A 23,783-nucleotide genomic window follows, 5' to 3' on the forward strand; every position below is an offset into this window, starting at 1 on the left:
GCCCCGCCAGGCCGACTCCGACTTCGCACCCCCGCGCTGTGCGGCCGAATCGCCGCCGCGCGCGCCACCCTTCGGCGGTTATTGGCGCTTGCTATCGTGCGTGCCGTGGCCGACCGGCGGATGCGATGCGATGGGGGAGAAGCGGAATGAACACCGGCAAGCGGTACTGGTGGGTGCCGCCGACCGCGTCGTCGGTGCTGTTCGGGTTCGGCCTGCCCGTCTACTTCGCGCTCTTCGTGCTCAGCGGGTTCGCCACCGACTCGTGCAACGGCCGTGACTCCTGCCCGAATACCTTCGGCCACCTCCACGACGCGCAGCAGCTGCTGCTGTTCGGGCTGCTCGCGGTGACCGCGCAATGGGTCGTCGCCTACTGGGCGCCGTGGGCGGTGCGGATCGTGCTGGCGGTGGTGCCGATCGGGCTGGGTTTCGCGGCCCTGGTCATGCTGATGAGTACCCCGGTCGGTGAATGAAAGAGCTGGGGAGTGGCGGCAAGTCCATTGCGGCACAACGGACTTGCCGGCCATCGAAGGTTCGGTGTGACGGAGCGGCTCACTTGGCCGGCGTCGACGACGGCGCCGCGGGCGGGGTACCGCCGGGTGCGGCCGGCGGGGTGGCGCCGGGCGAATTCGGCGGCGTCCCATTCATATTGGCGTGCTCGCGGGCGTGAGCGATGCGGGTCGCGGCAATGGTGCCGTTGGATTCCTGACCCTGCACCATGATCTGATCGCCGACCGCGAACTGCGCGGCGGTCTCGCTCTTCGCCTTGGTGCCGAATTCCGTGGTGGAGGAGATGTTCACGGTCTCGGTGCTGCCGTCCTGCTTGGTGATCACCCAGGATCCGGAGCCCTCGCTGGCGATCTTGCCGCCGACGCCCCGGCCGCCCTGACCACCCTGGCCGTCACCGTGGTGTCCGCCGGGTTCCTGCTGCTGATTGCCGCCGCCCGCGGAGTTGTGATCGCTGGACCCGCAGGCGGCCAGGCCCAGCGTGGCCGCCAGGGCCAGCGCCGCGCCGGCCACCGAGAGGGTGACACGACCGGGCCGGCGTCGTCCCGGAAGGGGGTGGGAACTGGCCGCGGCGGGAATTGAATCTGTCATGGCCGCAACGCTATTGATGGTGGCTGTGAGGTTCCTCGGCGTCGGCTGGTGAGTCACTTCCAGTCGGGTGTGACTACTTCGGCGTCACCCAGGTGGTGATGTCGGCGTGCACGACCTCCAGGCCCGACCGGTCGAAGATCGACACCGGCACCACCAGATCCCGCCCCTCGGTGATCTGCGAGAAATCCGGAACCTCCGGCAACTTCGCGACCGCCCGCAGTCCCGAGTTCGCCTTCGCCAGATACTGCACGTTCATCGCCTTGGGGATCCACCGATGGGTCTCCGGCACCGTCGCCTCCGACAGCATGCCCATCGCCACCTCGGCCAGGTTGCACGCCGCGATCGCGTGGAACGTCCCCAGATGATTGTGAATCCCGAACCACTTGGGTGCGGTCACCTCGCACAGCCCCGGCTCCAGCCGCACCACGCTCGGCAGCACGGTCCCGAAATACGGCACCCGCGCCACCATCCCGAGCGAGAACAACGTGTGCCCGATCCGATTGTCGGGAAGCTTCTTCCACCCGCGATATGTAGCGGTCTCTTTGGCCATACCGGTATCTTACTCAAAAGTAAGTTATGGGGAAGCTTTCCTCCGGTCCAGCTCTCGGACTCCCGCGAATAGGTCAGCGAATCGGTAGGCGGCTTGCCTCGCCGCGCGAAACCAACTGGTTGCTTGTTATCTGGATTGGCCGCGCCGGAGGTGCGGCTGGGAGCCGACGCCACACGGGTCGGCTATCGGGGAAATCAGGAGTTCTCGAAATCATGCGTATTCGCACCGCGGTGGCCACCGTTGGCATCGCACTCGCGGGGGCGGCCCTCGCCGCCACCGCATCCGCCGGTTCGGCCGCGGCGTTCACGCCGTACATCAATCCGGGCGGCGGCATCTACGTCGGCGTTGACCTCGACCACGACGAGACCGTGGCCCTGTCCAACACCTGGATCCCGGCGGCGATCGACCAGATCAACCGGGCCAACAACCGGATCGCCCTCGACCCGTACTACTCGGAGATTCCGATGGTCGACGGCAAGCTGTACGGCAGCCTGACCCAGGTCGTCGGTGAGGCCGCCGACACTCCCGGAGGACAGGTCGGCCTGGCCCTGGTCGACCCCGCCGTGCATCACGGTGGCAACTTCCTGTTGATTCAGGACCTCGGCGGCTGGGACTACTACCTCCAGTACCTTCGCGACCGCTGAAGTGTGAAATGGCCGGTGCGGGAGCAGAGTTCCGCATCGGCCATCACGCTCTCCGGGCCGGGCGGCTCGACCCGGTGTGACCAGGGCCATCGAGTCCGGGGTGGGGGAGGGGGCGATTTGAAGTGGGCTGGGGACTCGAGGCATACTGTTCGGGTTGCCCACACCGGGTTGCGTCTTTTCCGTTGGATCGGCGCTGGTCGTGGGTGAGCAAGACCCAATTTTGCACCCCGCTGGATTGCGGCGTGGGTGCGTCCGGAACAATGTTCCGAGGCTTACAGGATTTTGGTCCGGGCCGAGGAATGGGCGGCGGAGCGACACGCCCGACCGCGTGGACCGGATGAACCATGACAGATGAACAGCGGCGATGGATCGGGCCCAGGTGGCCGGTCGTGTGGTGGCTGATGCGTCTTCGTGTGTTCGGGCTGTGCAAATGAGGGTGGTGTGAGAGCGAAAGCTCTTGGACCACAACGTAAGCGGAGAAAAGGACACTCAGCGTGGCGGGACAGAAGATCCGCATCAGGCTCAAGGCCTACGACCATGAGGCGATCGACGCGTCTGCGCGCAAGATCGTCGAGACGGTGACCCGTACCGGTGCCCGCGTCGTCGGCCCGGTGCCGTTGCCCACCGAGAAGAACGTGTACTGCGTCATCCGCTCGCCGCACAAGTACAAGGACTCGCGCGAGCACTTCGAGATGCGTACGCACAAGCGGCTGATCGACATCCTCGACCCGACGCCGAAGACGGTTGACGCCCTGATGCGCATCGACCTGCCGGCCAGCGTCGACGTCAACATTCAGTGACGGGGACTTCGAATATGACTGACAACAAGAGCCGTCCGGCCGCGGGCATCCTGGGCACCAAGCTCGGCATGACCCAGGTCTTCGACGAGAAGAACCGCGTCGTTCCCGTGACCGTCGTGAAGGCGGGCCCGAACGTCGTTACCCAGATCCGCACGGTCGAGCGTGACGGCTACTCCGCCGTCCAGGTCGCCTACGGCGCCATCGACCCGCGCAAGGTGAACAAGCCGGTCTCCGGACAGTTCGCCAAGGCCAACGTCACCCCGCGCCGCCACATCGCCGAGCTCCGCCTCGCCGATGTCTCGAACCTCGAGGTCGGCCAGGAGCTCAACGCTGACGTCTTCGAAGAAGGCGGCTATGTCGACGTGACCGGCACCTCCAAGGGCAAGGGCTTCGCGGGCACCATGAAGCGCCACGGCTTCCGTGGCCAGGGTGCCTCGCACGGTGCGCAGGCTGTGCACCGCCGTCCGGGTTCCATCGGTGGTTGCTCCACCCCGGGCCGTGTCTTCAAGGGCATGCGCATGTCGGGCCGCATGGGTAACGACCGCGTCACCACGCAGAACCTCTCGGTCCACAAGGTGGACGCCGAGAACGGCCTGCTGCTGATCAAGGGCGCGATCCCGGGCCGCACCGGCGGCATCGTGATCGTCAAGAGTGCAGTGAAGGGTGGTGCCCGGGCATGAGCACCGAGACCAAGACCAACCTGACGCTCACGGTCAAGGCCGCTGGCGGCAAGACCGAGGGCACCGTCGAGCTCCCCGCGGAGATCTTCGACGTGACCGCGAACATCGCGCTGATGCACCAGGTCGTCGTGGCCCAGCAGGCCGCGGCTCGCCAGGGCACGCACGCCACCAAGACCCGCGGCATGGTCCGCGGTGGTGGCAAGAAGCCGTACCGCCAGAAGGGCACCGGCCGTGCGCGCCAGGGTTCGACCCGTGCGCCGCAGTTCGCCGGCGGTGGCACCGTCCACGGCCCGCAGCCGCGTGACTACACCCAGCGCCTGCCCAAGAAGATGAAGGTCGCCGCGCTGCGTGGCGCTCTGTCGGACCGGGCTCGCAACGAGCGCATCCACGTGATCACCGAACTGGTTTCGGGACAGACCCCGTCGACCAAGTCGGCCAAGTCCTTCCTCGCCGAGCTGTCGGAGCGGAAGAACATCCTGGTCGTCGTCGGCCGTGAAGATGTCACCGCGTGGAAGAGCGTGGCGAACCTGCAGGGCGTGCACCCGATCGCCCCGGACCAGCTGAACACCTACGACGTTCTCAAGAGCGACGAAATCGTGTTCTCGGTCGAGGCGCTCAACGCCTTCGTGCACGGCCCCGCCGAAGCTGCACAGGAGGAGAGCAAGTGACCACCATCGCCGATCCCCGCGACATCCTGCTCGCGCCGGTGATCTCCGAGAAGTCCTACGGACTGATCGAAGAAGGCACCTACACCTTCCTGGTGCACCCGGACTCGAACAAGACGCAGATCAAGATCGCCGTTGAGAAGGTTTTCGGTGTGAAGGTCACGAGCGTCAACACCGCCAACCGTCAGGGCAAGCGCAAGCGGACCCGCTTCGGTTACGGCAAGCGCAAGGACACCAAGCGCGCGCTCGTGACCATCTCGGCCGACAGCAAGCCCATCGAGATCTTCGGAGGTCCGGTCGCGTAAGCGGCTGGAGCTCCAGAAAGTAGAGAAGAACTCATGGCAATCCGTAAGTACAAGCCGACAACCCCGGGTCGCCGCGGTGCCTCGGTCTCGGACTTCGCCGAGATCACCCGCACGACCCCCGAGAAGTCGCTGCTGCGTCCGCTCACCAAGACCGGTGGCCGTAACGCGCAGGGCCGCATCACCACTCGTCACAAGGGTGGCGGCCACAAGCGCGCCTACCGTCTGATCGACTTCCGTCGACTGGACAAGGACGGCATCCCGGCCAAGGTCGCGCACATCGAGTACGACCCCAACCGCACCGCCAACATCGCGCTGCTGCACTTCGCCGACGGCGAGAAGCGCTACATCATCGCGCCCAAGGGCATCGCCCAGGGCACGAAGATCGAGTCGGGCGCCGGCGCGGACATCAAGCCGGGCAACAACCTGCCGCTGCGTTCCATCCCGACCGGTACCACCGTCCACGCGGTGGAGCTGCGTCCGGGCGGCGGCGCCAAGCTGGCTCGTGCCGCGGGCATGTCCATCCAGCTGCTGGGTAAGGAAGGCGCCTACGCCGTCCTGCGTATGCCCTCCGGTGAGATCCGTCGCGTCGATGTGCGCTGCCGCGCCACCATCGGCGAGGTCGGCAACGCCGAGCAGTCGAACATCAACTGGGGTAAGGCCGGCCGTATGCGGTGGAAGGGCGTCCGCCCGACCGTCCGTGGTGTGGTCATGAACCCGGTCGACCACCCGCACGGTGGTGGTGAGGGTAAGACCTCCGGTGGTCGCCACCCGGTCTCTCCGTGGGGCAAGCCCGAGGGCCGCACCCGTAAGCCCAACCGTCCCAGCGACAAGCTCATCGTCCGCCGCCGCGGCAAGAAGCGTTAAGGAGGAGGTTAGACATGCCACGCAGCCTGAAGAAGGGCCCGTTCGTCGACGAACACCTCCTCAAGAAGGTGGACGTCCAGAACGAGAAGGGCACGAAGCAGGTCATCAAGACCTGGTCGCGTCGTTCCACCATCATCCCGGATTTCATCGGCCACACGTTCTCGGTCCACGACGGCCGCAAGCACGTGCCGGTGTTCGTGTCCGAGAACATGGTTGGACACAAGCTCGGTGAATTCGCGCCGACTCGCACGTTCAAGAGCCACGTCAAGGAAGATCGGAAGAGCAAGCGGCGATGAGCACTGAAACTCAGAACCCGACCGCGCGCGCGACCGCCAAGCACGTTCGCGTGACGCCGATGAAGGCCCGCCGAGTCGTGGACCTGGTCCGTGGCCGCCGTGTCGAGGATGCGCTGAACATCCTGAAGTTCGCGCCGCAGGCCGCGAGCGAGCCGGTCGCCAAGGTGGTGGCCTCGGCCGCCGCCAACGCGGAGAACAACCTCGGCCTGAACCCGGCCACGCTGGTCATCTCGACCGCGTACGTCGACGAGGGCGCGACCATGAAGCGTTTCCAGCCGCGTGCCCAGGGCCGCGCGTTCCGGATCCGCAAGCGCACCAGCCACATCACCATCGAGGTCGAGAGCGTGCCCACCGCCGGCGCTGCCACTCGTAGCCGCCGGAAGGGAGGGGCAAAGTAAATGGGACAGAAGATCAATCCCCATGGCTTCCGCCTCGGTATCACCACCGACTGGAAGTCGCGTTGGTACGCGGACAAGCAGTACGCGGACTACGTGAAGGAAGACGTCGCGATCCGCAAGCTCCTCGCCACCGGCATGGAGCGGGCCGGCATCTCGAAGGTCGAGATCGAGCGCACCCGTGACCGCGTGCGTGTGGACATCCACACCGCGCGTCCGGGCATCGTGATCGGCCGTCGTGGCGCCGAGGCCGACCGCATTCGCGCCGAGCTGGAGAAGCTCACCAAGAAGCAGGTTCAGCTGAACATCCTCGAGGTCAAGAACCCCGAGTCGGATGCGCAGCTGGTTGCTCAGGGTGTGGCCGAGCAGCTCTCGAACCGTGTGGCGTTCCGTCGCGCGATGCGCAAGGCCATCCAGTCGGCCATGCGTTCGCCGAACGTCAAGGGCATCCGTGTGCAGTGCTCCGGCCGTCTCGGCGGCGCGGAAATGTCGCGCTCGGAGTTCTACCGTGAGGGTCGGGTGCCGCTGCACACGCTGCGCGCCGACATCGACTACGGCCTGTACGAGGCGAAGACCACCTTCGGCCGCATCGGCGTGAAGGTCTGGATCTACAAGGGCGACATCGTCGGCGGCAAGCGTGAGGTCACCGCGGTGGCCCCGTCCGGCCGCGAGCGTGACGACCGCCCGCGTCGCGAGCGTCCGAGCCGTCCCCGTCGCAGCGGCGCCCAGGGCACCACCGCGACCAGCACTGAGGCCGGGCGTGCCGCGACTGCTGTCGCGGAGGCTCCGGCAGAGAACCAGGAGGGCTGACCTATGTTGATGCCCCGCAAGGTCAAGCACCGTAAGCAGCACCACCCGAAGCGCTCCGGTATGGCCAAGGGCGGCACCGCGGTTTCGTTCGGCGAGTTCGGCATCCAGGCCCTGGAGCCCGCCTACGTGACCAACCGTCAGATCGAGTCCGCTCGTATCGCGATGACCCGCCACATCAAGCGTGGCGGCAAGGTCTGGATCAACATCTACCCGGACCGCCCGCTCACCAAGAAGCCGGCCGAAACCCGAATGGGTTCCGGTAAGGGTTCGCCGGAGTGGTGGATCGCGAACGTGAAGCCCGGTCGGGTCATGTTCGAGCTTTCTTACCCGAACGAGGAGACCGCTCGTGAGGCCCTGCGCCGCGCGATGCACAAGCTCCCGATGAAGTGCAGGATCGTGACCCGAGAGGAGCAGTTCTGATGGCTACTGCCAATCCGGCCGCAGAGCTCCGCGAGCTCGACAATGACGCGCTCGTCGCGAAACTGCGCGAATCCAAGGAAGAGCTGTTCAACCTGCGCTTCCAGATGGCGACCGGCCAGTTGCAGAACAACCGGCGCCTGCGTGTGGTCCGCCACGAGATCGCGCGCATCTACACGGTCATGCGTGAGCGCGAGCTCGGCCTGGCCTCCGGTCCTGAAGGCAAGGGAGACGCGGCATGAGTGACGCCAAGGGCCCGGCCAAGACGCCGGCCAAGCAGGAGGAGCGGGGCCAGCGCAAGGTGCGCATCGGCTACGTCGTCTCCGACAAGATGACCAAGACCATCGTGGTCGAGCTGGAAGATCGCGTGAAGCACAAGCTTTACGGGAAGATCATCCGCACCACCTCGAAGGTGAAGGCCCACGACGAGAACGAGATCGCCGGTGTCGGCGACCGCGTGCAGCTGATGGAGACCCGTCCGCTGTCCGCCACCAAGCGGTGGCGTCTGGTCGAGGTCCTGGAGAAGGCCAAGTAAGCCTGCTCCATGACTTGATCGAGTCATAGAACACCGGCCCGCTTCCCAATAGGGAAGCGGGCCGGTGTGTTTGGTGGGTGAAGTGGACTCCGCTTCTTATCGGGAGGACCGAGTCCATCTCTTGTGAGTATTTTTCTGCGGGTCGAGAAGTCCTATGCGTGACCGGCCGGTAGTGTGATCAAACTGAAACCCTATATATCCGAACGGAATTGGCGTGTCGCCACGGTGAAGCGCTATTTTTGTGTGGCTATGAGGGATGCTGCAACAACTTCCGGGGCTTGGCGGATCGACGACCGGACCGCGGTGACATTCCGCGACGCGGCGGTGGCGTGGGCGCTGGCCGCCCACGAGGTACTGGCCGAGTGTGCTTCCGGCTACGGACATTTCGTCACGATCAATGAGCTGGCCGAACGTGCGCAGGAGATGTCGGGCATCCGTACCGACGCCCCCACCCGCACCTGGATGGACGCGATCCTGCGCAAGGTCGCGCGCCGCTGCCACAATGCCGGCGAGCCGCCGCTGACGGCGTTGTGCGTCAAGCAGAACCACAAGGTGAGCGACAGCTACAAGTACGTGCTGGAACTGGCCCACCTGCCCGTCCCGGCCGACCTCGAGGTGCATGCCGCCTACGCCCGCTGGCAGTGCTACGCCGCCTACGGCGCGGACATCCCCTCCGACGGCGGCATCCCGCCCCTGATTCCGCGCAATGGCGGCGCGCCCCGCCGGGTCACTCCCGCCGGCCCGGTCTTCACCCCGAAGCCGGAACCCGAGGCCCGCAAGGCGGTCTGCAACTCCTGCTTCACCGAACTCCCGGCCAACGGCGTCTGCTACTACTGCTGATGCGCGGTCGAACCGAAACTCGTAGGCCCGCTTCCCCCGGAGCGGGCCTACGCGTCTCCAGAGCCCTCACGCGTCCTTGTGGCAGACCGCCTCCAGCATGATCCCGTCGAAGCCGGTCCATAACGTCGCGTAATAGGGCGGCGGGTACTGCGGGAATTCCTGTGGCGCGTGCAGGATTTCGTCTCCGCGCCCGGCCGCCCACTCGTGCACTCGCCGTACCGCCGCGCGCGTGGGCACCATGAACGCCAGGTGCTGAAGTCCCGGCAGCGCCCGCGAATACTCGCCCGGCGCCGCCGGGTAGAAGAACACGTAGGTACCGATCTTCTGCGCCGCGGGCCAGTAGGCGAACTGGGTGTCGTCGGCGAGCAGCGGTTCATAGTCCAGCAGCGGCATCAGCTCGTCGTAGTACATCCGCGCACCCGCCAGATCGCTGACATTGATCCCGAGATGTCCAAGAGGCATGCCCCGAACCTACGTCCGGAACTTGTTGCGGGCGTGCCGAATTGGTCGTACTACCGCCGCTGCAGATACCGACTCATATGAGTCCCGGTGCCGTTGCGGTACTAGCCTGCCTCTTTCTGGAACCAGGCGAGCAGCTCTGGTTCGGTGGTGATCGCGGTCGGGGGTGCTCCCGTGGCCTTGGCGCAGTACAGGGCCACGACGGGGTGGCCGTCGAGGGTCGCGAGCAGGCAGGGCTGGTGGTCGTCGGGGTGGATCGGGTCGCCGGGGAACGGATAACAGGTAAACCGGCCGATCGGTTGGTTGTTTCGGGTCCAGATGCTGTCCTGTCCCGGCCGACCGTCACAGGCGTGGCCCGAATGCAGGTTGACCACGGTTTGGTACAGCGTTCTCGCTGCGTTGGCGGTGGGATAGCTCAGGAACCCTGCGCTGGGGTAGTTCACCGGTGTGTCACAGTCGATTTCCGCGTTCGCGGGTTGTGATGGGTCTGCGTGCCGGCAGTTCGTGGGGGTGAAGTCCTGCCCGAGAAGCGGCAGCAGGTTTCTGTCGGCGTCGGTGAATACGTCCGGGTCGTTCGCCACGTCCGGCGCCAGGAACTGTCGGTAGCCCCGGGCCGCCTCGTAGTCGCGTAATTGTTCGGCGAGAGGTGATGTCCAGTCGGTAGGCAGGTAGGCGAAAATGGCGATCGCGAGGTCGGGTTCGTCCGTCACGTTCAGCACCGACGCGGCCGGGCTGACCGAATGATCGAGGCCGCAGGTCTTGCGCCCTACCAGTTTGTGCAGATTGTCGAAGACGGGCGCGTCCGGTCCTGGCGGGTCGCCCGGGCAGTTGCTGGTATGCAATGTCCGACCGATCGTTTGGAAGAAGTCGGTGAGTTTGTCGGCGTTGGAGAATCGGTAGAACTGCGTAAAGGGCGCGCCCGCTGCCTTGGTGGTTTCACAGGCGATATGCGCGATCTGGCCCGGGTCCGGGTCGATGTGGAAGCAGTTGCGGCGGTGACTGCCGTTCGAGCCGATCAGTTTGAGCAAGTCGATGTCGGGCCCTCGGAGTGCTGTTTGTCCGGCGATGGGGTGCCCGGCCACGCCGGTTTGGGCGAGGTGCCAGCCGCCCACCGCGACTACACAAGCGATCGTCGCAGCGGCGGCTGTCATCGGTATGGCCCATTTCCGGGGTATGACCCATTTCCGGTCGCGGAGCCTGCGTCGGGCACTGCTGTCGCAGCGTTCGATTGTCCGGTGTTCCGGTGAGAGAGGCGGCCCGGGTTCACTGAACACCTGGGCGATGGTCGGCGCGTCTTCGTGTTCCGCGGCGTCGGTGCCGCGCCCCGGCGTCGTTGCCGGGGTGGTCTCGCCGACCGGGTCGGGGGCGGGTTGCATGGCTGTGTCGGTGCCGTCACCGGCCGGCGGCGTTGCCGTGCCGGTGGGGTTGGTGTCGAGCCAGTGGGCGGCCGCGGCGGCGATGGCGCGGCTGTCATCGTCCAGGAGTCGGGTGATGGCGTCGCGGACGCGGGACCGGACAATGGCGCCGCCGGTGCGGTGCAGCTGGTCCAGGTCATCGAGCGCGTTGCGCCGATCGCGGACGGCCGGACTGTCGAGTGCGGTTCGAATATGTTGCGGTACTTGCCAATTGCGGTTGCGGGCCAGGAGGGTGCGGCCTTCGATATTGTCTTGTTTCTTGGGCCGCTGGCGGGGGCGTTCGGCGACGACATGGTCGTGTACGTAGCTGTAGAGCTCGTCGACGGTGATGTCGCCGTCCTGGTCGAGGTCGGCGCCGCCGTCGCGCAGACCGGCGACGAGGTGCCGGGTGAACACCGACTGCGTCGCCTGTCCGTGCGGAGTGTTGCCCTCGAAGGCGAACTGGGTGGCGTCGGAGGCGGTGAGCACGGTCCGGCCGCGGCCGCTGAAGGTTTCCAGGGCATGGACCTGGTCGTCGGCCTTGGCGATGGTGCCGACGGGGAAGGCGCCGCTGTAGCAGCAGTCCAGGATCAGCACCTGATGGTTGGAGTCGCATCCGGTCATGGCGTAGTCGATCTGATCCGCGGGGACCGAGGTGAACAGGGGGTTGAGCGTGCGGGTGTCGGTCATGGCGAGGTAGAGCTTGCCGGCGTCGTCCTTGAGTCCGTGCCCGCTGAAGTACAACAGCGTCAGATCATCGCGCCGCCGGTCCGAGAAGAAATCGCCGATCGCCGCACCGACCACGTGGTGCGGCTCGTTGATCAACGTGGTGACCTCGAACCCGCCGATCGCGGGGTCGGCCAGCACCTCGGCGAGTGCCTCGGCATCGTGCGCGGGCGCGGTCAACTGCCGCAATCCGGGATCGTGGAACGTGTAGGTCGCCACTACCAGGGCGAATCGGCCGGTCATTGCCGTCACCCCGCCGCGACGCCGCCGTGGCGGCGAATATAGGCGTCGACCAGTGCGCGCTGCTGGTCACCGCTCGCGGCCTCGAGTTCGATGCTCTCGCCGTCGATCGTGACCGTCACCCGGTGGGTGCCCGGGTGGCGGCCCAGCCAGTCCCGCACCGTCTCGATCAGGGTGGTGAACACCCCGCCGGAAGCACTCAGCGCCAGCACGATCGCGCCGATCGTGACGGGGTCGGCCACCTTCGTACCCGGTGCCGTTCCGGCGCTGTCCCGTGCCAGCGCGGCCGATTCGACGCCGTCCATCGCGGCCAGCTCCGCCCGTAGCATCCGGGTCTGCCGGTCCAAGCGCTCGTCGTCGATCTCCGTGGCGGCCATCGATACTCGAACTGTCACGCCGCGGTGGTCGTTCTGCGCGATACCCATCGGAAACCTCTTTCCCGCCTGGACGGCCGACGCCGACCAGGATGTGAATCGACAAGACCGATTCTCATCGCTCGTATCCGGCGTCTCACGGGTACGCGACTACCCGAACCTGGCAAAACGGGCAATGCGGCTCGCGCAATGCCATCGCCCGCAGCGGGATGGTGCTGGCCATCGCCCGCGCGGCGGACCGAGTCCGTTGTGGCACAACAAGATCGACAACCCACGAGTCGACCCTTCGCTGCGTGATGTAGGTAGCCGACTACTTGCGGACAGCTATCGCAGGCTTCCGCGACGCGGGTCGGTCCCGGGAATCAGGCTGGGGTGCGGAGGGATTCGAGGGTGTGGACGAGCGGCGCCAGTTCGGGATTGCGGGAGGCCGTGGTGAGCGCCTCCCGGAGGGCGGTGGCATTGGTGGGGCGGGCCGCCTCCAGGAGCTCGTGGCCGGCGTCGGTGACCTTGGTGTAGATGCCGCGGCGGTCGTGGGGGCAGAGGTAACGCGTGAGGAGGCCGCGGTCCTCGAGTCGGGTGACCAAACGGGTGGTGGCGGATTGGGAGAGGACGACGGCGTCGGCCACCTGTTTCATCTGCAGCATGCCGCCGTCGCCGTCGTGCTGGCGGGAGAGGACGTCGAGCAGGGAGTACTCGCGGACGCTGAGGTCGTGGGCCGACTGGAGGGCGCGTTCGATGTGGGCCTCGATCGTGCCGTGCAGCAGGGAGAGGGCACACCAGCCCTGGGCCAGGGCGGTCATGGCGGGATCGGTGGCTGTCATCGCGTTTCCTCGGGTCGGAGGGGCTCCCACCAGGATAGACCAACTCTGCAATAGCCAGCGTTTGCAAGTAATGTGCGTCTGCAACTATTGTTGGCGCACGTAAAGTGCTCTTGCAACTCTTTGCTCGGAAGGTGTGTCCATGCCACTCGCGCTGCTCGCCCTCGCTATCGGGGCCTTCGGGATCGGCACCACAGAATTCGTGATCATGGGCCTGCTGCCCGAGGTCGCCGCGGACTTCGGCGTCTCCATCCCGGCCGCCGGCTGGCTGGTCACCGGCTATGCGCTGGGCGTCATGCTCGGTGCGCCGGTGATGACCGCGCTCGGCACCAAGATCTCCCGCAAGCGCATGCTCATGCTGCTGATGGGATTGTTCATCGCCGGAAACCTGTTGTCCGCCATCGCCCCGGTCTTCGGGGTCATGCTGCTGGGCCGGGTGGTCGCCTCGCTGGCGCACGGCGCGTTCTTCGGCATCGGCTCGGTGGTGGCCGCCGATCTGGTGGCGCCGGACAAGAAGGCCAGGGCTATCGCCCTGATGTTCACCGGCCTCACCGTCGCCAATGTGGTGGGCGTGCCGCTGGGCACCCTGGTGGGCCAGACCGTCGGCTGGCGCAGCACGTTCACGGTGGTCGCCGCGCTGGGCGTGGCCGGGCTGGTGGGCGTGGCCAAGCTGGTGCCGGACCTGCCCAGGCCGGAGGGCGTGCACCTGCGGCACGAATTGGCCGCCTTCAGGAACATTCAGGTGCTGCTGGCCATGGCCATGACGGTGCTGGGTTTCGGTGGCGTGTTCGCGGCCATCACCTATATCGCCCCGATGATGACCGAGGTGACCGGTTTCGCCGACGGGTCGGTGACCTGGCTCCTGGTGCTGTTCGGCCTCGGCATGTTCGCCGGAAACCTGGTGGGCGGCAGGTTCGCCGACCGGGCGCCGATGCTCATGCTGGTCGCGCCGCTGGCGGGGCTCGCGGTGGCGCTGGGTCTGTTCACGGTGACCGCGCACGACAGGATCGGGGCCGCCGTGACGATCTTCGTGATCGGCGTGCTCGGCTTCGCGACCGTGCCGTCGTTGCAGAAGCGGGTGCTCGATCAGGCGCACGCGGCGCCGACGCTGGCCTCGGCCATGAATATCGGTGCGTTCAACCTGGGCAATGCCATCTCGGCGTGGCTGGGCGGGCTGGTGATCGCGGCCGGATTCGGTTACACCGCCCCGAACTGGGTCGGTGCCGCGCTGGCGGTTTCGGCGCTGCTGCTGGCCTGCCTGTCGGAGGCGCTGGAGCGCCGTGCCGCACAGCAGTTTTCGACATTCCAGACGAACCAGGCGTACCGTACCGTCCATTCTTGAGCGCTTGTCCGCGCCGCGCTAACCTCGCCGACGTGTCCGGATTCGGGCGCGGCTAATCGAGCGCGATCGGTGAGTTTGCATGCTCGACAATGTTTTACGGATCGCCATTGTTGGAGTGGGACCGCGAGGTCTGAATGTTTTCGAACGCATTTGCGCCAACGCTCGGCAGTTAGGCATCTCGGCCGGCGTCGAACTGGTGCTCATCGATGCGACGCGGGTCGGTACCGGCGCGGTCTGGCGCACCGGCCAGCCCGCGCACCTGCTCATGAACACGGTCGCCGAGCAGGTCACCATATTCACCGACGACACCGTCGAGATGGCGGGCCCGGTGGAACGCGGCCCCAGCCTCTACGAATGGTCGAACTTTCTGGCGAAGATCGGCAATTTCGCGAGCCTGCCCAGCGATGCTTTCGGTGCGGCCCTGCGGATTTCCCCGGAGAGCTATCCGCCACGCGCCTTCTACGGCCATTACCTGCGCTGGGCCTTCGAGCGCACCCGCGACAGATACGCCGATTGGGTGCGGGTGAGCGAAATCGTGGCAACCGTGGTGGATATGCGCGACGGCCCCGGCGGATTCCAGGAACTGGAACTCGATACCGGCGAACACGTGCACGGATTGCACGCGGTGGTGCTCACCCAGGGCCACCTGGCCGAATCGCCGCCCGGCACGTGCGGTTCGCTCGCCGACACCGCGGATCGCCTGGGCCTCACCTACATTCCGCCCGGCAATGCCGCCGATGTGGATCTGGACCGCATTCCCGAGGGGGACCCGGTCATCATCCGCGGCCTGGGCCTGACCTTCTTCGACTACCTCGCCCTGCTGACGGTGGGTCGCGGCGGCCGGTTCAAGGAGTCCGAGGCCGGGCTGGAGTACGTCGCCTCGGGCCGGGAGCCGCTCATCGTCACCGGCTGCCGCCGCGGCGTCCCGCATCACGCGCGCGGCGAGCATCAGAAGGGGGTGGCCGGCCGCTACGGGCCGCTGCTGCTCAACGCCGACCGCATCGCCCGATTACGCCACCGCGCACGGAAATTCGGCGACGTCTCCTTCCGCCGCGACGTCTGGCCGCATATCGCGCGCGAGGTCGAATCGGTCTACTACACCCGCCTGATCGCGGACCGGGTGAGCCCGCACCGCCTGGCCTCCTTCCGCGACCGCTACCTGATCGCCCCGACGGCCGAGGACGCCGAGGAACTGCTGAACCGCTTCGGCGTGCCCCCGCAGGACCGCTGGGACTGGAGCGCACTCGCCGACCCCGCCGGCGGCCGCTGCTTCACCGATCCCGCGGATTTCCACGCCTGGCTGCTGGCCTACCTCGACGCCGATGTGCAGCAGGCCCGCCTGGGCAATGTGCACGGCCCGGTGAAGGCGGCGCTGGATGTCCTGCGCGACCTGCGCAATGAGGTCCGGCTGGTGGTCGACCACGGCGGCATCACGGGCTCCTCCTACCGCGACGACCTGGATTGCTGGTACACGCCGATGAACGCCTTCCTGTCCATCGGGCCACCGGCGCACCGGATTTCGGAACTGGCGGCACTGATTCGCGCGGGTGTGGTGCGAGTCGCCGGTCCCGGCATGCGGGTCCGGGCGGACACCAGGCACGAGTGCTTCGTCGCCGATTCACCCCTGGTGGGTGATTCGGTGGCGTCGGCACAGACTCTCATCGATGCCTGGATGCCCGCACCGGACCTGCATCGCACCGCGGATCCGTTGCTGCGCAACCTGTTGCACCGCGAGGAGGTGCGCGGCTACGTCATCGCCTCCCCGGACGGCAGCCGCTACCGCACCGGCGGCTTGGCGCTCGCGCCGGGTTCGTTCCATCCAGTGGACACGATCGGGCGAATCCACCCGCGCCGCTACGCCTTCGGAGTGCCGACCGAGGCGGTGCGCTGGGTGACGGCGGCGGGCGCGCGCCCCGGGGTCAATTCGGTGACGCTGGCCGACGGCGATGCCATCGCCCGCGAGATCCTCACCGCCCACCGGTACGAGGGCCCGGCGATCCCGCCGGATCAGCATGGGGTGCAGCGGCATTTCGAACTCCAGCACGACAGTGAAAGGCACGATGACATGGCGCTGGAATGTGGTCTGCTGGCCCCCGTCGGGGTGGGCACGCCGGTGGAGTCCCTGCTGAGCGACGACGCCTGGATCGACGCCATGCTGGAGGTGGAGCTGGCGCTGGCGCGCGCCGAGGCCCGACTGGGCATGGTGCCCGACACCGTCACCGATCATCTGGCGGTGGCGGTGCGCGAGCACGCGTTCGACGCCCGCGAGATCGCGCAGGCCTCGCGCGGCGCCGCGAATCCGGTGGTGACCTTCGTGGAGCGCCTGCACGACGCGGTGGCGGATGTGGATCCGGTGAGTGCGAACTACGTGCACTACGGCTCCACCAGCCAGGACATTCTCGATACCGCGACCATGGTGATCGCCGCCCGGGTGCTGTCCGTGCTCATCGCGGACCTGGACACCATGGTCGGCTCCCTGGCCGAGCTGGCCCGCCGCCACCGCACCACCCCGATCGCCGGCCGCACCCTCGCCATGCACGCGGTGCCGACGACCTTCGGCGCGAAGGTGGCGGTGTGGATGCAGGGCCTGCTCGACGCCCGTGAACGCCTGGACCGCGTGCGCGGCACGCTGCCGGTCCAATTGGGCGGCGCGGCGGGCACTTTGGCGTCCTATATCGAATGCGCGCGCTGCGCGGATTCGGAACTGTCGCAGGCGCCCGCCGGCGAGATCATGGAGCGCCTCACCCGCGAGTTCGCCGCGGAACTCTCCCTCACCGTGAGCGCCACCCCCTGGCACACCGCGCGCACCCCGATCGCCGATCTGGCCGCGGCGCTGGCCCTGACCTCCGGCACCCTGGGCAAGCTGGCCGTGGACGTGATCTCCCAGTCCCGCAACGAGACCGCCGAACTGCTCGAGCCCGCCGCCCCGGGCCGCGGCGAATCCTCGGCCATACCGCAGAAGCGAAACCCGGTGCTGAGCACCATGATTCGTGCGGCGGCGCTGCAGGTCCCCGCGCTGGCCTCGACGCTGTTCGGCGCGCTGCTGGCCGAGGACGAGCGTCCCGCCGGCGCCTGGCACGCCGAATGGCAGCCGCTGCGCGAATGCCTGCTCCTGGTCGGCGGCGCCGCCCACACCGCGGTCGAACTCGCCGCGGGCCTGATGGCCGATGCCGACCGCATGACCGAGAACCTCTCGCTCACCGAGGGTCAGATCGTCGCCGAACGCCTCTCGATTCGCCTGGCCCCCTTGCTCGGCAAGCCGATCGCCAAGAAGGCCCTGCAGGCGGCCTCCTTCGAGGCGCGGACCACCACCCGGCCGCTGGCCGACATCCTCGCCGAATGCCCCGATATCGCCCTGCACCTGACCAAACCCGAACTGGCCGAACTCCTCCGCCCCGAGAACTATCTCGGCGCGGCCCCCGACCTGGTCGACCGGGTGCTGCGCCGGATCTGATCCGATTCGGCGGTGGCGGAAGGGAGTTCAGCGCAGATGACCGGGCCGGGGCGTCGTGTTCAGTTGCCGAAGCGGTTCTTGGGCGGGCGGTTGGAGGCGGCGCGGCGGGCGGCCTCCTTCTCCTTGACGCGCTCGGCTTCCTTGCGGACCGCGACCAGATTCTCCCGTTCGCGGAGCAGCCATTCGGGCGGGTCGGCCAGCAGGGCCGCGATCTCGTCCGCGGTGAGGGCGTCGGCGACGCCGGCACGGGCCAGACCGGAGTTGGAGATGCCCAGCTTGCGGGCCACCACATCGCGCGGGAAGGGGCCGTTGGCCCGCAGCTCGAGCAGCCACTGCGGGGGATCGGTGCGCAGTTCCTCGAGCTGGGCGCGGGTGACGGGTGAGTTCCGGAACTCCGCGGGGGTTGCCGGGAGGTAGATGCCGAGTTTGTTCGCCGCGGTGAGCGGCTTCATGGTCTGGGGGTTCTTGTCCGGGCTCACCGATCAAGGGTATCGGGCGGGTGGGGTGAACCTGCTGGCCGGTGCAATACCGTGGACGCCATGAGCCGGTTGGAGTCCATCGATCTGACGCGCCTGCGCTGGTTCGTCGCGGTTGCCGAGGAATTGCATTTCGCCCGGGCGGCGCGTGGCCTCGGTATTTCGCGGCAGCGCTTGAGCGGGACGGTCATCGAGCTGGAGGAAGAGCTCGAAACCAGACTGTTCGTGCCGGGCGCGCAGCCCACCCAGCTGAGCGAGGACGGGCGGGTGCTGCTGGACGAGGCCCGCGCCCTCATCGCGGCCGCCGCGGCCGCGGAGCCGGAGCCGGCACCGGCCGCGGCGGACCGCCTGCGCGTCGGCTTCGTCCCGGGCGTGACCGTCACCAAATGGGAGCGCATCTGGCGCCAGAGGTTCCCCGAGGTCGCGCTGGAGCTGACGCCGATCCCGATGAAGGAGCAGGAGCAGGCCCTGCGCACGGACGCGGTCGACATGTGTTTCGTGCGGCTGCCCATCGATCGCGATGGGGTGAGCGCGATTCCGCTCTACCGCGAGGTCCCGGTCGTGGTCGTCCCCAAGGATCATCCGATCGCCCTGTTCGATCAGGTCGCCACGGCCGATCTGGCCGATGAGCGCATGCAGGACGCGGCCGACCTGGACGACGCCGCCATGACCATGGAGCTGGTGGCCGCGGTGAGCGGGGCGGCCATCGTGCCGCACTCGATCGCCCGCCTGCACCACCGCAAGGACCTGGTCTACCGGACCGTCACCGATGTGCCCGAGACCGAGATCGCGCTGGCCTGGCCCGCCGACCGCACCACCGAGCTGGTGGAGGAGTTCGTGGGTGTGGTGCGCGGCCGCTCCCAGCGCAGTTCCCGTTCGCCGTCCGGGCAGCAGCCGGACAAGCCTGCGCGGCAACAGAATTCGCCCAAGCGGACGGGTGTGGCCAAGGCGGGCGGGACGCGCAGTCAGGCCGGGGGGAAGAAGCCGCAGACCGCCGCGAAGCCGAAGCAGGGCGGTGCGAAGAAGCCGGGCAAGCGGCGTGGGCGCTAGCGCGCAGCTCCGCGCGGACGACACGCGAGGGCCCGCCTCCCGTTCGGGAGGCGGGCTCTTTCGTGTCCGGATGCTCAGGGAAGCATCTGGAGAAAGTTCAGGGTCGAGTCAGGGTTGCGCTATACGTATACGTCTACTTATAGTGGCTGAAGACGGGGAATGACCGTCCGGAACCCTGAGAAGTGCAGCGGCACAGCGGGTATCGACCCACGGCGCCGTGCTGTACATGCATGCCCATATGCGCATTCACTGATGATTTGGAGCACCCCATGGCCCTCGATATGGACAAGTCCAACGACGCCGACCCGCAGGACGCCCCGGAGGCCCCGGCCGCCACCGGCACCGATCTGGTGCCGGACCCGCTGCCCGAGGGCATGCGCGAGATCACGCTGCGCGTCGGCCCCGGCGGTGGCCGCACCCAGCGCTTCGTCGGCCGGTTGCTGGCCGAGGCCCAGCATGTGACCAAGGAGGGCAGCGAGTCCGTGCAGGTCTTCCTGAGCCGCAAGGGCAAGCTGGTCGTCCACCGGCACTATGTCGAGTGGTCGGATTTCGCCCAGGCCTCCAAGAACGCCGCGCGCGAGCGGAAGGAGGAGTTCCTCACCGCCCGGCACAGTTCCGACCAGTCGGATCTTGCGGTATTCACGGACTGGGCCAAGGGATTTAAGAACTGGCGCGAATTCCTCGGCCTGGGCGAGGATGGCTACGGCGACTTCACATTGGAGATCGTGGACTCGCTCACGGAACTGCGCGACCGTATTCCGGCGAAGGTCTATCGCATCGTCGCCGACGTGGTGGAGAACCCCTCCTCGCAGGTCCTCGACATCTGAATAACGCGGCCGAACCCGGAAAGGACTTCTCCCGCATGTTCTCCCGCTTGGGGCGCTTCGTCGTCCGATTCCCGTGGCTGGTGATCGCCGCGTGGCTGATCGCCATTGTCGCGGTCGTCGCCACCGCGCCGAAGCTCACCGCCACCACCGACCAATCCGACTTCCTGCCTTCGCATTACGAATCCATCCAGGCAGCGAAGTTGCAGCAGCAGGCATTTCCCAACAGCAATACTCCCGCTGCGCTCATCGTCTTCGAACGCTCCGACGGAGCCCCGATGACCGATGCCGACTCGACTGCGGTGGCCGCCGCCGCGACCAAGCTGTCGGAACGGAACATCAAGGATGTCACCGGAATCCAGGTGGTACCCCCGGCGGAGAACCGGGCGGTCGAGGTGGTCGCGGTGCAGATGACCAAGGTCACCAGCGCCAATGACACCCACCAGTCCGACGCGGTGAAGTCCCTCCGGGACGCACTGAAGGAACAGGTGAACGGCACCGACCTGAAGGCCGGCATCACCGGCACTGCCGCCCAGACCCTGGATCAGCAGGATTCCAGTACCAAGGGCCTGATCATCATCGGTGTGGCGACCGTGGTGCTGATCCTGGTGTTGCTGCTGCTCATCTTCCGCAGCCCGATCATCGCGCTGCTGCCCATCCTGGTCATCTTCATCGCGGTGTCCCCGCTGGCCAGCGGTCTGATCGCGATCGCCAGCAACACCTTCGACCTCAAGATCGACAGCTCGGTGCAGTCGCTGCTGGTCGTGGTGCTCTTCGGCGTCGGCACGGACTACATCCTCTTCCTGATGTTCCGCTTCCGGGAGCGCCTGCGCGCCGGTGAGGACGCCAAGACGGCCGTGGTCAGCGCGGTCACCCGGGTCGGTGAGGCCATCACCTCGGCGGCCGCGGCGGTGATCATCGCCTTCGGCGCGCTGACGCTGTCCACCCTGGGCATGTTCCGGTCCATGGGTATCGCCCTGGCCATTGCGGTCGCGGTGGCGCTGCTGGCCGGGCTCACGCTCATCCCCGCGATCGTTTCCCTGTTGGGCACCAAGGTTTTCTGGCCCTCGAAGGCCTGGCAGGTGGAGCCGACCGGGGCTCGGTTCGCGGCCGTGGGTGGCGCGCTGGGCAAGCGGCCGGGCCTGTTCGCCGTGGCGTCCGGTGGTGTCCTGATCGCCCTGGGCGTCTTCGCCTTCGGCTTCAATCCGACCTTCGACCTGAGCTCGGGTTCGACCTCGGGCAGCTCCGAATCCGTGGTCTACGGCAAGGAATTGCTCAAGGGCATGCCCGCGGGCAGCACCCAGCCCTCGCAGGTGTATCTGCGCAGCGAGCACGGCGCGCTGAGCGCTGACGAGCTGAACGCCTTCGGAGCGGCACTGCACGTCCACGGTGTGGGCGAGGTGGGTCCGCAGCCGGCACTGTCGGCCGACAAGACGGTCGCCGAATATCAGGTGACGCTGTCCGACAAGCCGGAATCCGATGCGGCCCTGAAGACCGTGAAGGGTCCGCTCCGGGATGCCGCGCATGCGGCGGCCCCGGTCGGTACCTCGGCGGTGGTGGGCGGCATGACCTCGGTGTTCGTCGACTTCCAGCACGCCATGAACCGGGACTACATGGTGGTGTTCCCGGTGGCGGCCATCCTGATCATGATCGTGCTGGCCCTGCTGCTGCGCAGCGTGGTGGCGCCCTGGTACCTGATGGCCTCGGTGTTCCTCGGCTTCGCCGCGACGCTGGGTTCGGCGGTGCTGGTCTTCCAGCATCTGCAGGGGGATTCGGGTCTGATCTTCACGCTGCCGCTGATCATGTACCTGTTCGTGGTCGCCCTCGGGACGGACTACAACATCCTCATGGTCGCCCGGTTGCGGGAGGAGGCGCGAGAGGGCCACGATCCGCACCGCGCGGCCGCCCTGGCCCTGCGTCACACCGGCCCGACGGTGGCGGCGGCCGGTGTCATCCTGGCGGGCACCTTCGCCTCGATGATGCTGGCGGGCAACGACACCCTGTCGCAGATGGGCTTCGCCATCTCGGTCGGCATCGCCATCGCCGCGTTCGTCATGGCGATGTTCTTCACCCCCGCGGTGACCGCGCTGATCGGCCGCCGCGCCTGGTGGCCGGGCCACGGCGGTGATGCGGAACAGCAGCAGCCGCAGTGGGATGCGGAATGGACGCCGTCCGATGTGGTGAGTGACGCTCGCCGCTGACGATCCGAGTTTGCTCCGAACGATTCGGCCCGCTTCTCCTCCGGGGAGGCGGGCCGATCTCGTTGCTGCGATCATGCCGCTGACCTGCATGAGACCGCGTCTGACAGAAACGTGTTTCAGTATTTTCTCAAAAGTGCCACGCAATGAACTGGACAACCGATACAGTTCGCCGGACCGCATCGAAGCGGGTTGGCACCAAGGAGTTGAAGACATGACAGTGTCCCTGAGCAAGCGCATCGCCCGGCGGGCCGGCGTCGGCCTCACCGCCGTCGCCGCGATGGCCTGTTCCGTGGGCCTGACCGCCTCCACCGCCTCGGCCGTACCCACCGGCCTGTCGGTGAACGCCCGCAATATCTACATGGGCTGCGTGTACCAGATCACCGCGACCTACGACAACTGGATCCAGGCCTGGTTCTACGACAATGGCGCGATCATCTCGGGCAGCCCGATCAGCCCGAGCAACGGGCAGGCCACCATTCAGTGGACCCCGCACAGCGCGGGCACCCACACCCTGTCGACCCTGCAGGGTTCGGCCTGGGAGCTGAAGGTGAACGTCCTCGAGCCCACCCTGACCGGCAGCGCCACCTGCGGCGCGGGCCCGCTCGGTTTCCTGGGCTCGTAGCAGAGCTTCCCCGGCTCGTAAAAGACTCGGTTCGGTGTGGGCCCGACCCGCCGAACCGTCCCGGGCCGGCTGACCATAATCCTCTGTTCCCAGGTCAGCCGGCCCCCTCTGCGTTCGCGCGCCCGGCCGCGGTCAGTGCACGGTCACGTGCCAGACCACGGCCGCGGCCAGCGCGCCCGCGCCGTTCACCGCCCAGTGCAGTGCGATGGGCGCGAGCAGGCTGCCGCTGCGGCGCCGCAGCCAGGTGAAGACCACGCCCGCCCCGGCGGTCGCGAGGACCGCGAGCCCGATGCCGAGGAGCTGTCCGGCCGGGCCGCCGCCGAGGAATCCGGTCAGTCCCTTGTTCCCGCTGGTCAATCCCAGCGATGAGGCAATGTGCCAGAGCCCGAACAGCATTGATCCCGCCGCGAATACCCCGCGTGCCCCGGCCACCCGGTCCAGGGTGCCGTGCAGCACGCCGCGGAAGGCGAGCTCCTCCGGGATCGCGGTCTGCAATGGGATCACGATCATGGACGCGATGAGCGCGCCCGAGACCGCGGCGTAGCGGTCGTTCAGGAAGAAGGGGCGGGTGATCGGCAGCGCCGCGCCGATGACCACGGCCGCGAGCACTACGCCCACCGCCGCCAGCGCCCACAGCGACCCGCGCCGCCACTGTCGCGGCGACAGGCCGAGGTCCTCCCAGCCCAACCCGCGGCGGCGTACCAGGGCGACCAGCACCAGTGCGGCAATCGGCACCGTGAAGATGCCGGCCCACCGGTTGGTGAAGTGCGCGATGAGATTCGTGCAGATCAGGACCACAACGACGACGGCCACATCCACGTAGGCGTGCAGCTTGTGGCCGGGCAGCGTGGGCGGGTCAGGGAGCACCGCGACCGCGCCGTTATCGTTTCGCGACATCCCGGCCAGT

Annotated in this window: 28 protein-coding genes; 20 read left to right on the forward strand and 8 right to left on the reverse strand. The window is 67.4% G+C overall.

Annotated elements, in window-relative coordinates; all coding sequences use genetic code 11:
• Positions 1-146 precede the first annotated feature (146 nt).
• Entirely contained in the window at positions 147-470 is a 324-nt protein-coding gene (locus tag ACFXN1_RS00195; protein ID WP_379394419.1) for a hypothetical protein, read from the forward strand.
• Positions 471-549: 79 nt separating this feature from the next.
• Here ACFXN1_RS00195 and ACFXN1_RS00200 read toward each other — a convergent pair whose 3' ends face one another.
• Entirely contained in the window at positions 550-1,095 is a 546-nt protein-coding gene (locus ACFXN1_RS00200) for a DUF5666 domain-containing protein (protein WP_379444553.1), read from the reverse strand.
• Positions 1,096-1,168: 73 nt separating this feature from the next.
• On the reverse strand, positions 1,169-1,645 hold the full coding sequence (locus tag ACFXN1_RS00205; RefSeq protein ID WP_379394423.1) for a hotdog fold domain-containing protein: 477 nt from the start codon (positions 1,643-1,645) through the stop codon (positions 1,169-1,171).
• Positions 1,646-1,857: 212 nt separating this feature from the next.
• On the opposite strand from ACFXN1_RS00205, the gene ACFXN1_RS00210 reads away from it, so the two are divergent.
• From ACFXN1_RS00210 to ACFXN1_RS00270, 13 genes are all read left to right on the forward strand, one after another.
• A complete protein-coding gene (locus tag ACFXN1_RS00210) occupies positions 1,858-2,289 on the forward strand; it encodes a hypothetical protein (protein ID WP_379394425.1) in 432 nt (143 codons plus the stop codon).
• A 494-nt stretch (positions 2,290-2,783) separates the two neighbouring features.
• Positions 2,784-3,089: a 30S ribosomal protein S10 gene (gene rpsJ / locus ACFXN1_RS00215; RefSeq protein ID WP_003938093.1), complete on the forward strand. Its 306-nt coding sequence runs from the start codon at positions 2,784-2,786 to the stop codon at positions 3,087-3,089.
• 14 nt (positions 3,090-3,103) lie between these two features.
• Positions 3,104-3,769, forward strand: coding sequence for a 50S ribosomal protein L3 (rplC, locus tag ACFXN1_RS00220; RefSeq protein WP_379394427.1), 666 nt, complete (start codon positions 3,104-3,106; stop codon positions 3,767-3,769).
• On the forward strand, positions 3,766-4,437 hold the full coding sequence (gene rplD, locus ACFXN1_RS00225; protein WP_356996883.1) for a 50S ribosomal protein L4: 672 nt from the start codon (positions 3,766-3,768) through the stop codon (positions 4,435-4,437). Before rplC ends, rplD begins: the two co-directional genes overlap by 4 nt.
• On the forward strand, positions 4,434-4,739 hold the full coding sequence (rplW, locus tag ACFXN1_RS00230; protein WP_014981657.1) for a 50S ribosomal protein L23: 306 nt from the start codon (positions 4,434-4,436) through the stop codon (positions 4,737-4,739). Before rplD ends, rplW begins: the two co-directional genes overlap by 4 nt.
• A 33-nt stretch (positions 4,740-4,772) precedes the next feature.
• Positions 4,773-5,603: a 50S ribosomal protein L2 gene (gene rplB, locus ACFXN1_RS00235; RefSeq protein WP_379381512.1), complete on the forward strand. Its 831-nt coding sequence runs from the start codon at positions 4,773-4,775 to the stop codon at positions 5,601-5,603.
• 14 nt (positions 5,604-5,617) lie between these two features.
• Complete coding sequence (gene rpsS, locus ACFXN1_RS00240; RefSeq protein WP_019931198.1) at positions 5,618-5,899, forward strand: 30S ribosomal protein S19; 282 nt, start codon at positions 5,618-5,620, stop codon at positions 5,897-5,899.
• On the forward strand, positions 5,896-6,297 hold the full coding sequence (gene rplV / locus ACFXN1_RS00245; protein ID WP_040855202.1) for a 50S ribosomal protein L22: 402 nt from the start codon (positions 5,896-5,898) through the stop codon (positions 6,295-6,297). Before rpsS ends, rplV begins: the two co-directional genes overlap by 4 nt.
• Positions 6,298-7,104, forward strand: coding sequence for a 30S ribosomal protein S3 (gene rpsC / locus ACFXN1_RS00250; RefSeq protein ID WP_354830580.1), 807 nt, complete (start codon positions 6,298-6,300; stop codon positions 7,102-7,104).
• A 3-nt stretch (positions 7,105-7,107) separates the two neighbouring features.
• Positions 7,108-7,524, forward strand: coding sequence for a 50S ribosomal protein L16 (gene rplP, locus ACFXN1_RS00255; RefSeq protein ID WP_040804212.1), 417 nt, complete (start codon positions 7,108-7,110; stop codon positions 7,522-7,524).
• Positions 7,524-7,763 (forward strand): 50S ribosomal protein L29, encoded by a 240-nt coding sequence (gene rpmC / locus ACFXN1_RS00260; protein WP_040855205.1) that lies wholly within the window; start codon positions 7,524-7,526, stop codon positions 7,761-7,763. The genes rplP and rpmC overlap by 1 nt, the downstream gene beginning before the upstream one ends.
• The gene (gene rpsQ / locus ACFXN1_RS00265; protein WP_354830578.1) at positions 7,760-8,056 is read left to right on the forward strand and encodes a 30S ribosomal protein S17; all 297 of its coding nucleotides are present in this window, start codon (positions 7,760-7,762) and stop codon (positions 8,054-8,056) included. Before rpmC ends, rpsQ begins: the two co-directional genes overlap by 4 nt.
• 249 nt (positions 8,057-8,305) lie before the next feature.
• Positions 8,306-8,896 carry a hypothetical protein gene (locus tag ACFXN1_RS00270; protein WP_379444782.1) on the forward strand — a complete coding sequence of 197 codons (591 nt, stop codon included), beginning with the start codon at positions 8,306-8,308 and terminating at the stop codon, positions 8,894-8,896.
• Between the two features lie 66 nt (positions 8,897-8,962).
• Here the strand turns inward: ACFXN1_RS00270 and ACFXN1_RS00275 are convergent, their stop codons facing one another.
• The 4 genes from ACFXN1_RS00275 to ACFXN1_RS00290 all read right to left on the reverse strand — a co-directional run bounded on the left by ACFXN1_RS00275 (position 8,963) and on the right by ACFXN1_RS00290 (position 12,910).
• Complete coding sequence (locus tag ACFXN1_RS00275) at positions 8,963-9,358, reverse strand: extradiol dioxygenase (RefSeq protein ID WP_379444780.1); 396 nt, start codon at positions 9,356-9,358, stop codon at positions 8,963-8,965.
• A 101-nt stretch (positions 9,359-9,459) separates the two neighbouring features.
• On the reverse strand, positions 9,460-11,718 hold the full coding sequence (locus ACFXN1_RS00280; protein WP_379444779.1) for a caspase domain-containing protein: 2,259 nt from the start codon (positions 11,716-11,718) through the stop codon (positions 9,460-9,462).
• A gap of 5 nt (positions 11,719-11,723) precedes the next feature.
• Positions 11,724-12,140 carry a hypothetical protein gene (locus ACFXN1_RS00285; protein ID WP_379394435.1) on the reverse strand — a complete coding sequence of 139 codons (417 nt, stop codon included), beginning with the start codon at positions 12,138-12,140 and terminating at the stop codon, positions 11,724-11,726.
• A 311-nt stretch (positions 12,141-12,451) separates the two neighbouring features.
• On the reverse strand, positions 12,452-12,910 hold the full coding sequence (locus ACFXN1_RS00290; RefSeq protein ID WP_379444778.1) for a MarR family winged helix-turn-helix transcriptional regulator: 459 nt from the start codon (positions 12,908-12,910) through the stop codon (positions 12,452-12,454).
• 139 nt (positions 12,911-13,049) lie between these two features.
• On the opposite strand from ACFXN1_RS00290, the gene ACFXN1_RS00295 reads away from it, so the two are divergent.
• Both ACFXN1_RS00295 and ACFXN1_RS00300 read left to right on the forward strand, forming a co-directional pair.
• Positions 13,050-14,249 (forward strand): MFS transporter, encoded by a 1,200-nt coding sequence (locus tag ACFXN1_RS00295; RefSeq protein ID WP_379444776.1) that lies wholly within the window; start codon positions 13,050-13,052, stop codon positions 14,247-14,249.
• Positions 14,250-14,328: 79 nt separating this feature from the next.
• Positions 14,329-17,703, forward strand: coding sequence for an FAD/NAD(P)-binding protein (locus tag ACFXN1_RS00300; RefSeq protein WP_379444775.1), 3,375 nt, complete (start codon positions 14,329-14,331; stop codon positions 17,701-17,703).
• A gap of 59 nt (positions 17,704-17,762) precedes the next feature.
• On the opposite strand, the gene ACFXN1_RS00305 is transcribed toward ACFXN1_RS00300, so the two are convergent.
• Entirely contained in the window at positions 17,763-18,155 is a 393-nt protein-coding gene (locus ACFXN1_RS00305) for a DUF5997 family protein (protein WP_379463466.1), read from the reverse strand.
• A gap of 87 nt (positions 18,156-18,242) precedes the next feature.
• On the opposite strand from ACFXN1_RS00305, the gene ACFXN1_RS00310 reads away from it, so the two are divergent.
• The 4 genes from ACFXN1_RS00310 (at position 18,243) to ACFXN1_RS00325 (ending at position 22,876) form a co-directional block, all read left to right on the forward strand.
• Positions 18,243-19,229, forward strand: coding sequence for a LysR family transcriptional regulator (locus ACFXN1_RS00310; RefSeq protein ID WP_379444774.1), 987 nt, complete (start codon positions 18,243-18,245; stop codon positions 19,227-19,229).
• A 269-nt stretch (positions 19,230-19,498) separates the two neighbouring features.
• The gene (locus ACFXN1_RS00315; protein WP_379394447.1) at positions 19,499-20,056 is read left to right on the forward strand and encodes an EXLDI protein; all 558 of its coding nucleotides are present in this window, start codon (positions 19,499-19,501) and stop codon (positions 20,054-20,056) included.
• Between the two features lie 35 nt (positions 20,057-20,091).
• A complete protein-coding gene (locus ACFXN1_RS00320) occupies positions 20,092-22,254 on the forward strand; it encodes an MMPL family transporter (protein ID WP_379444772.1) in 2,163 nt (720 codons plus the stop codon).
• Between the two features lie 211 nt (positions 22,255-22,465).
• Positions 22,466-22,876: a hypothetical protein gene (locus tag ACFXN1_RS00325; protein WP_379444770.1), complete on the forward strand. Its 411-nt coding sequence runs from the start codon at positions 22,466-22,468 to the stop codon at positions 22,874-22,876.
• 132 nt (positions 22,877-23,008) lie between these two features.
• Here ACFXN1_RS00325 and ACFXN1_RS00330 read toward each other — a convergent pair whose 3' ends face one another.
• Positions 23,009-23,773, reverse strand: a complete 765-nt coding sequence (locus ACFXN1_RS00330) for a CPBP family intramembrane glutamic endopeptidase (RefSeq protein ID WP_379394453.1) — start codon at positions 23,771-23,773, stop codon at positions 23,009-23,011.
• Between the last annotated feature and the right edge of the window lie 10 nt (positions 23,774-23,783).

It is taken from the genome of Nocardia sp. NPDC059154, assembly GCF_042755705.1.
Classification (GTDB): domain Bacteria; phylum Actinomycetota; class Actinomycetes; order Mycobacteriales; family Mycobacteriaceae; genus Nocardia.

Excerpts from the sequence above, each read along its gene's own strand:
- rplV (WP_040855202.1), top strand. The coding sequence starts at position 5,896 with ATGAGCACTGAAACTCAGAACCCGACCGCGCGCGCGACCGCCAAGCAC.
- ACFXN1_RS00195 (WP_379394419.1), top strand. The coding sequence starts at position 147 with ATGAACACCGGCAAGCGGTACTGGTGGGTGCCGCCGACCGCGTCGTCG.
- ACFXN1_RS00270 (WP_379444782.1), top strand. The coding sequence starts at position 8,306 with ATGAGGGATGCTGCAACAACTTCCGGGGCTTGGCGGATCGACGACCGG.
- ACFXN1_RS00275 (WP_379444780.1), bottom strand. The coding sequence starts at position 9,358 with ATGCCTCTTGGACATCTCGGGATCAATGTCAGCGATCTGGCGGGTGCG.
- rpsQ (WP_354830578.1), top strand. The coding sequence starts at position 7,760 with ATGAGTGACGCCAAGGGCCCGGCCAAGACGCCGGCCAAGCAGGAGGAG.
- ACFXN1_RS00200 (WP_379444553.1), bottom strand. The coding sequence starts at position 1,095 with ATGACAGATTCAATTCCCGCCGCGGCCAGTTCCCACCCCCTTCCGGGA.
- rplD (WP_356996883.1), top strand. The coding sequence starts at position 3,766 with ATGAGCACCGAGACCAAGACCAACCTGACGCTCACGGTCAAGGCCGCT.
- ACFXN1_RS00305 (WP_379463466.1), bottom strand. The coding sequence starts at position 18,155 with ATGAAGCCGCTCACCGCGGCGAACAAACTCGGCATCTACCTCCCGGCA.
- rpmC (WP_040855205.1), top strand. The coding sequence starts at position 7,524 with ATGGCTACTGCCAATCCGGCCGCAGAGCTCCGCGAGCTCGACAATGAC.
- rpsC (WP_354830580.1), top strand. The coding sequence starts at position 6,298 with ATGGGACAGAAGATCAATCCCCATGGCTTCCGCCTCGGTATCACCACC.
- ACFXN1_RS00290 (WP_379444778.1), bottom strand. The coding sequence starts at position 12,910 with ATGACAGCCACCGATCCCGCCATGACCGCCCTGGCCCAGGGCTGGTGT.
- ACFXN1_RS00205 (WP_379394423.1), bottom strand. The coding sequence starts at position 1,645 with ATGGCCAAAGAGACCGCTACATATCGCGGGTGGAAGAAGCTTCCCGAC.
- ACFXN1_RS00330 (WP_379394453.1), bottom strand. The coding sequence starts at position 23,773 with ATGTCGCGAAACGATAACGGCGCGGTCGCGGTGCTCCCTGACCCGCCC.
- ACFXN1_RS00315 (WP_379394447.1), top strand. The coding sequence starts at position 19,499 with ATGGCCCTCGATATGGACAAGTCCAACGACGCCGACCCGCAGGACGCC.
- rplP (WP_040804212.1), top strand. The coding sequence starts at position 7,108 with ATGTTGATGCCCCGCAAGGTCAAGCACCGTAAGCAGCACCACCCGAAG.
- ACFXN1_RS00295 (WP_379444776.1), top strand. The coding sequence starts at position 13,050 with ATGCCACTCGCGCTGCTCGCCCTCGCTATCGGGGCCTTCGGGATCGGC.
- ACFXN1_RS00325 (WP_379444770.1), top strand. The coding sequence starts at position 22,466 with ATGACAGTGTCCCTGAGCAAGCGCATCGCCCGGCGGGCCGGCGTCGGC.
- rplB (WP_379381512.1), top strand. The coding sequence starts at position 4,773 with ATGGCAATCCGTAAGTACAAGCCGACAACCCCGGGTCGCCGCGGTGCC.
- ACFXN1_RS00320 (WP_379444772.1), top strand. The coding sequence starts at position 20,092 with ATGTTCTCCCGCTTGGGGCGCTTCGTCGTCCGATTCCCGTGGCTGGTG.
- rplC (WP_379394427.1), top strand. The coding sequence starts at position 3,104 with ATGACTGACAACAAGAGCCGTCCGGCCGCGGGCATCCTGGGCACCAAG.
- ACFXN1_RS00310 (WP_379444774.1), top strand. The coding sequence starts at position 18,243 with ATGAGCCGGTTGGAGTCCATCGATCTGACGCGCCTGCGCTGGTTCGTC.
- ACFXN1_RS00300 (WP_379444775.1), top strand. The coding sequence starts at position 14,329 with ATGCTCGACAATGTTTTACGGATCGCCATTGTTGGAGTGGGACCGCGA.
- ACFXN1_RS00285 (WP_379394435.1), bottom strand. The coding sequence starts at position 12,140 with ATGGGTATCGCGCAGAACGACCACCGCGGCGTGACAGTTCGAGTATCG.
- ACFXN1_RS00280 (WP_379444779.1), bottom strand. The coding sequence starts at position 11,718 with ATGACCGGCCGATTCGCCCTGGTAGTGGCGACCTACACGTTCCACGAT.
- ACFXN1_RS00210 (WP_379394425.1), top strand. The coding sequence starts at position 1,858 with ATGCGTATTCGCACCGCGGTGGCCACCGTTGGCATCGCACTCGCGGGG.
- rpsS (WP_019931198.1), top strand. The coding sequence starts at position 5,618 with ATGCCACGCAGCCTGAAGAAGGGCCCGTTCGTCGACGAACACCTCCTC.